The organism is Limnospira sp. PMC 1279.21 (assembly GCF_032349615.1).
Lineage (GTDB): Bacteria > Cyanobacteriota > Cyanobacteriia > Cyanobacteriales > Microcoleaceae > Limnospira > Limnospira fusiformis.
Genome location: NZ_JARPLU010000071.1, coordinates 1 through 10446, shown reverse-complemented (window position 1 = coordinate 10446; position 10446 = coordinate 1). Strand labels below are relative to the sequence as shown.

The following is a 10446-nucleotide window of genomic DNA, read 5'->3' as shown; positions in this document are numbered from 1 at the left end:
GGTTTCTTTGAGATATGTGGGAGAAACCCGGCTATAATTAATAATTGTCGGGAAACCACCCTTTCGGCTGAGAAACCCGGTTTCTTTGAGAAACCGGGTTTCTTGAAATATGTGGGAGAAACCTGGCTATAATTAATAGTTGTAGGGGCTGGTTATGCTGTCAATTATCAATTCTCGACGAGGATATTCATAAACCCGCCCCACCATTTACCCGCCCTACCCCACCTGAAACGGGGAATTTTAACTATATATTAACTCTATGTCCGATCGCATTCCTTCCCATTGGCATTCACCTAAAACGCCGGAATTAACAGCCACACAACTAGACCGTATGGCTGTGGAATTGCGTCTAGTTATATTAGCTGTAGAGTCTTTGGCTGAAGTGACACCAGAGACTTTAAGAAAGGCGGCACAAACCCTGAGTTTAGATGTGGAATATATCCAAAAATGGCAATCCCAAAAATTGACGGTAGAAGGGGGGCGATCGCTAGTTTTAGTTATCTCCTATCTAGCTAGACAAAATCAAGCCCTGCTGCGTCGCGCCATTGCTTTGATTGAACAATTAGAAGCACAAAATCAGGATATCCGAGAGATTTCTTTGATGCGGGACTACCTGGATAAATTCATCCAAGGCTATGATCAGCAGTTTCCGGTTAACCGACCCATTCCGGAAGAAGATATCATCCCCTTCGCGAAAAAACTGCTAATTGATTTACTATTTTATAGCAGTCCTGATGGTTTCGGGAGGTTTTGGTCAACCCTGCTAATGCGATCGCAAGCTAGACAACGCGGTTATAATATTAATAGAAGCCAGCCCTAAAATCCCGGAGATTATGTTAGTAACCCGACAATATACCCCCCCTACCTGTACACTAGAGGTTAGCGCCAATACTTCTTTTTTCAGTCGCTGGAAACATGAGAGTTGGGATAACTTTCGGTTCAAACTTTCCTTTGATGACCCCCGTCTTTCTGAATATAAATATATCGCAATAGAAGGCGATCGCCATAACTTAACCAACCTCTATGAAAGCATCAACAGGTATATTAACGACTTTCTGACCGCTTCCCCCTTGTCGGAAATTGACCCCATTTCCGAAGAGTCTCCCGACGCGGAAAATTCCTTAACCACCTGTTCAGACTTCCAGATAAAGCCTGATGGTTTATTGTACCATGATTTATTTTTGGGAAACTTAGCGCCTAGTCCTTCGGAATCATTCGTTCATTTAAGCGCGTTACAGTTATTTGATGTCGCCGCCGCCTTGCGGAATTGCATCACCGAAATAGAACCTTTTTTGACCTCAGAAAGCCAGCCGAAACGCACCTCTCCCGCGTGGCTACGAACTCTGATGATTATTATTACTACCACGGGACTATTTAGCGGAATTATCAATTTAAGCAATTATTATCGTCGCGATCGCCATTTAATTTCCACCCCAGAAACTCCCCAAATTTCCACTTCTACAACCCCCGCAGAAATCATCCCGCCACCACTTCCAGAGTTTCCCATGGATGAACCCCCAGCGCCGCCTCAAATAGAAATACAAGTGGCGCCAGACCTTCCCCTAGTTGATACAGTACCTTTAACTATTCCCCCACCCCTATTTGATCAACCTCCCCCTTCCCCTGAATTAATCCCTAATATTACTACAGGAGCACCGGAAACAGATGGGATAATTATCATTCCCACAGAACCCGTTAATAGAACCCCTGTTAATGGGACGGTTAACCGCACAGAAACTCCTCCCCCTCCCACACCTTTAGCGCCGCCTCCCACTCCCCTATTTGATATAGGAACAGTACCAGAAAATATTAGCCTTCCCCCCCTGCAAAATGCTAGAGTTCCCGAAACGGATACCCCCGAAAATTATGCAGTTCAGGATATCCCAGAAGACAGCGAAAATGCCGAACCAATTGCACAGCTAACTAAGCGAGAACCTCGGATAGTCTCTATTCGTTCCCTGAATAATACGGTATTTGATGAAATTCCCCAGGTGGCGGAAGTACGGAGTTATTTTGTAAAAAATTGGCATCCTCACAAGAATTTAAACAGAATATTGCAGTATCGTTTACAACTCAATTCCCAGGGCGCGATTGACAGTATTACTCCCTTGGGGTCAGCCTCGGTTAACTGGTTACCACAGATTAAATTCCCATCAGCAAATCAGCCGTTTGTCTCACCTATGGAAGATGGGAAGACGGCGAAAATTAGGGTGGTTTTAGACCCCAGCGGTCGGGTTCAGACTTTCTTGGAATCTCATGATTAGCATTGGTTATTCCCGAAACAACTGGGATAATTAGATTCATAGGTTTGGTCGCGTTTTCCAAACAATTGATAGCGGTTATCCCGCACCTGTTCATAAATGCGATCGCCTGCCCATTTCAGCCCTGGCATTGCTCGATAAGCCTTGACAAATAGCTCCCCACCTGGTAAAATGTTACCGATTTCTTCGGCGGCATCACTACCTTGCCATCGTCGTTGTGGCTGGTTTACGTCAATCAAAATCATTCCCATTAAACAGTCTTCGGGAGTAATATTTAACTGTGCTAATTTTGCCTCATCCTGCATAGGAATATAGCTAAAACGTTCACCGCGATCGAGATTTTCCAACAGTTGCACCAAGTTACTGCACAGGTTACAGTTCCCATCGTAAATTACATGATATAGCATCAATTTATCACAGTGGAGGACAGTTAACAACTATAGCATATTTCCTGAGAGATGACCAGGGAATCTTTATAACTCCATAGGTGCAATGATACCCAACTTTTCTTGAAGTGCAAATCGCAAAATAGACTGTGTGACGATAATTAATCCTAGTCTAGCTTGGGATAATTGGGGGTGATGAAGTTTGACCTCTCCCCAAATCGGACATTGGCGCAGAAAGCGATCGCATTGTTCAGTTATTTTCATCGCCACCTTTTTATCATCAATCTTCCGAGGTGGATAATGCCAGAAATCGACCCCATCAATTAACTCGCCAATCAGCATTTTTTCGGCATCATGAACTAACCGCAAATTCCCGGAATCATCTAACCAAGGCAAATCCCTAGGGGTGGCTAACCTCCACAGAAAAGGGGTAAAAATTGGTTCTGTTTCCACCAGAGAAATTAAGCGATCGCGATGAGCCATTCGCAATAACGAACAGCAACGAGCATGGATATATTGAACCGGAAATAAACCGGAATCCAAACTCTGATTATCGGGAGAATTGGCAGTTATGGGCAAACCATGGAGCCGGATATTTTCCAACCACTTGACCACGCCAAAATCAGTAATATCAAATTGAATCATTCCCGATGGTAGCACGGTGGTAATTATACCATCATCCACCATTTTATCAGCTTGATTAGCGACAATTAAAGTAGCAATTTCGGCGGGAGATTGAGAATTGATAGCCGCCAATTTCATAGCGATCGCCGATATATAACGAATCCGGCTACCATTAGGAACACGAGTCACAGGAATATCAACCGAACCGATAAAATCAGGATCTAGCCCCCTTAATCCAGAGCCGAGGGACTTGATTAAACTTTGCTTAATTACCATATTTTCCATAAAACTTGCTATAATAGACACCATTAAAACAGCACAACTTGACTCATGATCAACTCTTTTCAACGCCGATTACCTACCCTGATGGTGACTATGTTATGCACCCTAGGAATTTTAGTAAACGGCTGTTCATCCACCCCATCTTCAGATTTTGAACAACAGGTTTTACAAGTAATTCGCAATAATCCTGAAGTGATATTAGAGTCGGTACAAGCCTATCAGGAACAGCAACAAAACCAACTCAGCCAAGCGCGATCATCTTTTTTACAACAAATGAAAACCCAACCACGGGCGATTATTGGTGATTCTCCCACGTTGGGCGCAGCGGATGCTGAAATTGTTTTGGTAGAGTTTTCTGATTTTCAGTGTCCCTTCTGTCGTCGCGCCCACGGAACGATTAGAGAGTTTATGAACAGACACCAAGACCAAGTTACTCTAGTGTTTAAGCATCTCCCCCTCAGTCAAATTCACTCGGAAGCGTTACCGGCGGCGAAAGCGTCCTGGGCGGCGCAACAACAAGGTAAATTCTGGGAATATCAAAACGCCCTTTTTGAAGGTCAGGATGACTTAGGAGAGGCGCTATATGAAGCGATCGCCATTTCCCTAGGTTTAGATTTAGAACAATTTAACCGCGATCGCAACAGTGATGGAGCGATCGCAGCCATTGAACAGGATCTGCAATTAGCGAGGGTTCTAGGGATTTCTGGGACCCCGTTTTTTATCATGAATGGGGAAACCCTATCTGGGGCTGTAGACCTGTCAACGCTGGAAGAAACCCTCGCAGAGGTCATCGCTCGCGAATAACTCCCAGGCTAGAGACCTCTTTCAAATAGCGATCGGGCTATAGAAAAATCATCCCCCTTTTTGGGGGCGCTTAACCACCTATTTTGAGCCACAATATCTCACATATTGCCTCACCACTTTAGACACATTAAACAACATAGTTTTTTCGTCTGTTATTTGAATTAAATGCCGTCTATTTAAAGATTGCAAACCGTTAATTAAATCGGTTAATGATAGTGATAAACTTTGTTTTAAATCATTTCGTGAACGGGGTTGATCAGTTTGACTCAACTGCATTAAAATCTGTTGCTCTATCACCGATAGACGTTGCAACATAACGGCTAAGTTCCGGTTTATTTCTACTGTTAGTATTATCTCTGGTTCCGCCAAAAAATCGGAGACTTTCCCCGCAAATATATCCTTGATTAGTTGGGCGATATCTTTTAAATAACCGGGATGTCCTTCATAAAGATGGATTAACTTTGACCAAGACTCCTTATCTTTTAAGCCGCGATCGCTCAAAAAATTAATACTCTTTAATCCTTGGAGTTGTAAAAATTTGGCGATCGCAAAATCATCATTATACCCCAACATATCTGGGGACGATTCCTGACTCAGCAAAATGAAATGACTTTGATGGCTGGTTTCCGCGATGCGTCTAAATAGATCTTGATACCCTTGATGTTCAGTTTTGTATTGTCCAGAAAATACACCCAGATTAAATATTTCTTGAACGTCGTCCAGAATGATTAAGCACTTTTTAGCACGTAAGATTGAGGAATTGAGCAACTGACATAAAGGCGTTTCATCTTCACTTAAATTGGGGTTGACATAACCCATTTTAGTTAATATACTGGTGATATTATGGTCTAAAGCAGGTTGAATTTTCAGACTTTTCCAGATGACCGCATCAAACTTATCTATATTCAGATCAATAAATCGTTTAACTAGGCTGGTTTTACCGATACCGGGTAATCCTAAAACTGAGATGAGGGGGATGTTTTGATTTAACACCCAATTAGACAGGGTTTTGAGTTCCTCAGTGCGATCGCAAAACTTGACAATTTTAGGCGCTAAGTGTAAATCGTGATAATTCGTTTCAATATCGCCGTTTAGCTGACTCGAACCCGATAAATTAACATCATCTAAGGTATGAGGATTACACCAAGTAATATTACTGTTAAATAAACCTATCACAAACTGACGTGAAGTGACTACCCTTTCAATAGTCCAGCAGAAATTATATTTATTAATATCTTCTTCTAATTCTTGAGATAAAATTTTAAATAACTGACGGCTGACATCGCCCACATGATTTTGATGATAGCCGCATTCCTCAGCAATTTCGCTATAGGTTTGACCCGACCAGAGACCTTTAATCACCACTTTTTCAAAATCATTAAGGTGCTTTCCCCTTTGCTTCTCCACCAAGCGATCGACAGCCTTTAAGAGTTCTGTAATAGTCATAGTTAATCGTCATCTACTTGAGATATGGTAAAAGTTTCCGAGATTATAGCCTAACTCTCCACCAGATCATGTTTTTTCTGGTTTTGCTTAACATTTTGTTACAAAACTCCCCATGAAATCTTGTTTTTTCTGGTTGCAGGATGAAAATCAAGGGTTTACTATGTAAGCGTAGATAAGTAAAGTAAGCGAGCAAAACATTATGGTTGATTTATTTTTGAGCACGACTCAATAAAAATATGCTCGTTGAGCATTATTAATTTTCATACCATCTACCTTAAGTCACCTTAATAACAGGATTCAGTAGATCATAGCAATGATGAGTTTTTATTCAAATGAAATTCAATTATTAAGAACTATAGACTGGGATAACTATGAGGATGCTCAGGATAAAATTAGCCATGCTTTATATTCAATATTTAATAACCAAGACAAACTAAGAGATTGTATACTGAAGATTCCTCAAAGCCCAGAGCTGTTTAATAAGTGTGAACATTACGATATTCTAGATAAATTAGTGATCTACAATGATCCATCTGGATTCCGTATTAGGATTCATCTTTTTTTGCCTGGTTATATAGATAGACCTCATAATCACCGTTGGGCTTATGGTTCTATTATATTGTCTGGTTCTTATAAACATTTTTTATATTTATCTAAGGAGCAATGTCTAAATGAGAAAAGTAGCCTAGATAGTTTAGTCAATATTATGGTTAGGTCAGAAAATGTTGGTTCTTCATATTTTTTAAACCCTAATGCTATTCACTCTATAAAAGCAGAGCCTTACACGGTTTCAGTCATAGTTAGAGGCCCGTCAGTTACGAATAAATTTTTAGTCATGGACAAAGCTTCTGGAGACGTTTGGTGGCAATACGGATCTGACCAAGAAAGTGACAAAGAGAAACAGAAAAAGTTGTTAACCAAAGAACGTTTTAAACTGGTTTGCGATCAACTACATCAATTAGGGATTATTTAGCCATGCCTGATCTTATTAATGATACGACAAACAACCCAAGCGATTTTTATGGATGGGCAAGATTCCCAGAAACAAGTGAGCGAATCCCTTACGGGAGATTTCGTAATCTTTATCTTTATATCACAGAAAAATGTGAATTGAGATGTGGCCACTGCTATATGGGTGACAGGCTAGACAGAGCTCTCGATATGCCTTATAAAACAGTGTGCAATAGCTTAATGTTTTGGCGACAAATGGGCAGCAGTAAGCTGACAATTCTTGGGGGTGAGGCAACACTTCATAAAGAATTTGAAAAAATACTAGAATATGCCTACAAGTGCGGATATGAAAAAATCATTCTCACAACAAATGGCTTGCGTAATTCTCGGAAAAGATTGTCCTTAATTCATCCGTCTATCTTTGCCTACGTTCAAGTCAGTTTAGATGGCGCTTCTTCAAAGACTCATGATATTATTCGTGGTCATGGCAAATTCAAAGAGACCTTGGAAACGATAAGGATTTTGTGTGAAGCTGGGTTTGAAGTGCGGATAATATGTACCGTCAACAATCTCAATATTCATGAAAGCTTGAATTTATTGTCGATAGCAGACGAAATAGGTGTAACTTTAGTTAAATTTCATGTCTTCTCAGGGATTGGGAGTGGAAGAAAAAATGACGATTGGATTGTCGAACCTTATGAATGGATAAACTTTTATAAGCGGCTAGAGCAAGAAAAAGGAAAATGGAAGACTCAAATCTGGTATCAGCCAACTTACACCCTAAGATCTGATATGGACAAATTTGTAGAGCAAGGTTATCAAGGTTGTATTGGTCGTACAATGGATAGAATATCAGTTTTCCCAGATGGAAAAGCATATATTTGCTCATACTTATTTGATACTAATCTGAATTTTTTCAATATTTGTGATGGGAGTATTAGTATAAATCGCAAGGAGAATGAGTTTGAGCTTTTTATGAAAGTATTGAATACTCCTGCTTGTACTAACTTTGAAGTTAACAATGCTTGTCATGGAGGATGTCCTGCTGAAGAGGTGGTTATAGGGAAATCCCCATCCAATATTTATAATGATATAGTATCTGTGTGCAGATTATGGAAATCAAATATCTGACTTTATGACGAGCATACTGTGTTTTAAGCCGGACAGCGTTATCAGAGGCAAGTATTTAGATATTCTTCAGTTTTTGGAAGGTCAAGGAGCATTTTTGACAGTGGCAGTAATTGGCAGAGTTGATGAAAGCTTATATGAAGTTATGTATGGATCAAACTTCAATTATAAGGTAGATTTTTGGAAATTCAATCGGCAAGCTTTTAGCTTTGGGCCGGCAATTTACTGCATAATGGATGGTTTCAATCATCACACTTTGCTTCAGCTAAAAGGATTTGCTATTCCAGACTTGGAAATCAATCGAGCTAGTATTAGAAGTAAATTTCAAGCATCAAGTCGTTGTTTCAATCTAGTTCACGTTCCTGATTCATATGAACAAGGTGTGCTTGAACTAGATATAATATCCTTACCTCTTAATCTTTCTAGCTTGATAAAAAATCAAAAACATATGAGTATAAAAAACCTTCAAAAAGAATTATATCTCCAAGGATACGGACTACATCATGATTTTTCAGGTGAGATTTTTGAAAAAAGATTGATCCGGAGAATTGCCTATAAATTTAATTGTCAACTTACTAATTTAGATTCTTCATTTTCACTCAATGATTACTCGATTATAGAATCTTCTGAATTTGAGGAATGCCGACTTCTTGCTCGACTTCTTGGAGAAAGAGATCGAGTAGCTGGAACGGTAAAGGCAATTGGATACTTTCAGCATATAATAGAAATCTGCGATCGAGTTAGAATCTACATATCCGACTTTGAGCGTTATTTGCTAGAAATCTATTTTCGTTACCCAATAAGATGCTAAAAAATATAAATTAATAGACAATCATTCATTTAATAATGTAAATAATAAAAATCTTAATTGTACAATATTTATAAATAGTTTTACAATGTATTTATAATTTAAATTAATTTGCTAATTAGTCAATATTTTGACATTCATTAATCAATGACACTAAGTAAAAATTAAAATATAAAAAGTTTTGTTTTTTCAGAGGATTTTAAAATGATATTAAAGAAAAATCGCCCGATGATCACAGTAGATTTACATATACTTTTGATAAGAGATTCACAAGTTTTTATGTTGCGCCGTTACAACACTGGTTATGAAGATGGAAAATATAGCTTACCTGCGGGGCATCTTGAAGAAAATGAAACTGCAAAAGAGGGTGCTTTACGTGAAGCCAAAGAAGAAATAGGTGTAATGATTAAATCTACCAATTTGATGTTAGTTTTAACATTGCATAGTTATACTAACTCTGCAAGAATTGCATTATTTTTTCAAGCTTTAGAATGGTATGGAGAGCCAACTAATATGGAACCTGAAAAATGTGACTTTGCAGACTGGTTTCCGGTTAATTCACCTCCAGAAAATACTGTTGCTTACATTAGAGAAGCATTGTCCATGATATCTATGGGAGAAACTTACGGTGAATTTGGTTGGACTCATCATCAAAATTGAGATTGCTTGATTTTTATTCTTGATTTTAGGTTAATTTTTGTATATCAGTTTTTCAGATGAAGATTTGATTTCACACACATATTATTTCCATAGACAAAAAAGGCGATCGCGCCCTCTGAACACAAACAAACTGCGATCGCCCTTTCTTCTCAAAATCAAGTCGCCACGCCATTATATTTTTTGCCAAGCTGAGAGAGAATTGGCCTCACCATCTCTTCCAAAGACAGCGCCTGTCGCGCATCATAAACACACTTTTCCGATACCGAACAACAATTGTGCCTCTGTCCCATCCAGTTGGTTTTAGGTAGCAGTCCCGTAATGGCTCGCGAATAACTTTTAACCCCACTGCTGCCAAAACCTGATAGGCTAGATCACAGTTTCCACCCTTACCAACTCAAGTTTCCGTGGTCAAAAACCGTGAACCACTCGAAAGTTTAGTCCTCTACCACCTGTTTAAGTGGTCTGTGGTTAGCCCCATGCTCCATGTCTATTTTCGTGGTCGCATTTATAATGCTGAACGGATGCCCCAAACCGGACCCATTGTGGTAGTTAGTAATCATGCTAGTGATTTTGACCCCCCAATGCTGTCCAACTGCGTCAAGCGACCCGTAGCATTTATGGCTAAAGAGGAACTCTTTAAGGTTCCCGTCCTGAAACAGGCGATTTCCCTATATGGCGCTTATCCAGTTAAACGGGGTGCTGGCGATCGCAATGCGATCCGAGCCGCTCTCAATTCCCTAGAACAAGGTTGGGCCACTGGTGTATTTTTGCAGGGAACTCGCACCCCCGACGGTCGCATCACAGACCCGAAATTGGGCGCGTCATTAATTGCAGCCAAAGCACAGGTTCCCCTAATTCCTGTGTGTCTGTGGGGAACTCATGCTATTTTTAACAAAGGCTCTGCTATACCCAGACCAGTTCCCGTCACCGTCAGAATTGGTGAACCTATGGACCCCCCCAAGTCCAGTAAGCGGGAGGAACTAGAGGCGATCGCTCATAATTGCGCCGAAATCATTAATGCTATGCACGATTTAGGGCGGTGAGCCAGAATTTAATCCAAGATTTGCTTTACATCTTAGGACAATAAGGTACAATA

The 10446-nt window shown here is 40.0% G+C and carries 11 protein-coding genes; 8 read left to right on the top strand and 3 right to left on the bottom strand.

Annotation, left to right across the window (positions count from 1 at the left end; all coding sequences use genetic code 11):
- Nucleotides 1-259 precede the first annotated feature (259 nt).
- Both P5683_RS12440 and P5683_RS12435 read left to right on the top strand, forming a co-directional pair.
- Entirely contained in the window at nt 260-820 is a 561-nt protein-coding gene (locus P5683_RS12440) for a DUF3038 domain-containing protein (protein ID WP_315640032.1), read from the top strand.
- A gap of 13 nt (nt 821-833) precedes the next feature.
- Nucleotides 834-2264: a DUF4335 domain-containing protein gene (locus P5683_RS12435; protein WP_315640034.1), complete on the top strand. Its 1431-nt coding sequence runs from the start codon at nt 834-836 to the stop codon at nt 2262-2264.
- On the opposite strand, the gene P5683_RS12430 is transcribed toward P5683_RS12435, so the two are convergent.
- Both P5683_RS12430 and P5683_RS12425 read right to left on the bottom strand, forming a co-directional pair.
- Complete coding sequence (locus tag P5683_RS12430; protein ID WP_006668621.1) at nt 2261-2668, bottom strand: thiol-disulfide oxidoreductase DCC family protein; 408 nt, start codon at nt 2666-2668, stop codon at nt 2261-2263. The genes P5683_RS12435 and P5683_RS12430 overlap by 4 nt on opposite strands.
- A 66-nt stretch (nt 2669-2734) precedes the next feature.
- On the bottom strand, nt 2735-3580 hold the full coding sequence (locus tag P5683_RS12425) for an arginyl-tRNA synthetase (RefSeq protein ID WP_046321835.1): 846 nt from the start codon (nt 3578-3580) through the stop codon (nt 2735-2737).
- 21 nt (nt 3581-3601) lie between these two features.
- Here P5683_RS12425 and P5683_RS12420 point away from each other — a divergent pair, with 21 nt between their 5' ends.
- Nucleotides 3602-4357: a DsbA family protein gene (locus tag P5683_RS12420; protein ID WP_006622164.1), complete on the top strand. Its 756-nt coding sequence runs from the start codon at nt 3602-3604 to the stop codon at nt 4355-4357.
- A gap of 78 nt (nt 4358-4435) precedes the next feature.
- On the opposite strand, the gene P5683_RS12415 is transcribed toward P5683_RS12420, so the two are convergent.
- Nucleotides 4436-5803, bottom strand: a complete 1368-nt coding sequence (locus tag P5683_RS12415; RefSeq protein WP_315640038.1) for an NB-ARC domain-containing protein — start codon at nt 5801-5803, stop codon at nt 4436-4438.
- 313 nt (nt 5804-6116) lie between these two features.
- Between P5683_RS12415 and P5683_RS12410 the strand changes: the two genes are divergently transcribed.
- The 5 genes from P5683_RS12410 (at nt 6117) to P5683_RS12390 (ending at nt 10393) form a co-directional block, all read left to right on the top strand.
- On the top strand, nt 6117-6776 hold the full coding sequence (locus P5683_RS12410) for a hypothetical protein (protein WP_006622166.1): 660 nt from the start codon (nt 6117-6119) through the stop codon (nt 6774-6776).
- Nucleotides 6777-6778: 2 nt separating this feature from the next.
- Nucleotides 6779-7885: a radical SAM/SPASM domain-containing protein gene (locus P5683_RS12405; RefSeq protein WP_006622167.1), complete on the top strand. Its 1107-nt coding sequence runs from the start codon at nt 6779-6781 to the stop codon at nt 7883-7885.
- A gap of 73 nt (nt 7886-7958) precedes the next feature.
- Nucleotides 7959-8693, top strand: coding sequence for a hypothetical protein (locus P5683_RS12400; protein WP_231296449.1), 735 nt, complete (start codon nt 7959-7961; stop codon nt 8691-8693).
- A 201-nt stretch (nt 8694-8894) separates the two neighbouring features.
- The gene (locus P5683_RS12395) at nt 8895-9350 is read left to right on the top strand and encodes an NUDIX domain-containing protein (protein WP_006622169.1); all 456 of its coding nucleotides are present in this window, start codon (nt 8895-8897) and stop codon (nt 9348-9350) included.
- A gap of 404 nt (nt 9351-9754) precedes the next feature.
- Complete coding sequence (locus P5683_RS12390; protein ID WP_006622170.1) at nt 9755-10393, top strand: 1-acyl-sn-glycerol-3-phosphate acyltransferase; 639 nt, start codon at nt 9755-9757, stop codon at nt 10391-10393.
- Nucleotides 10394-10446 lie beyond the last annotated feature (53 nt).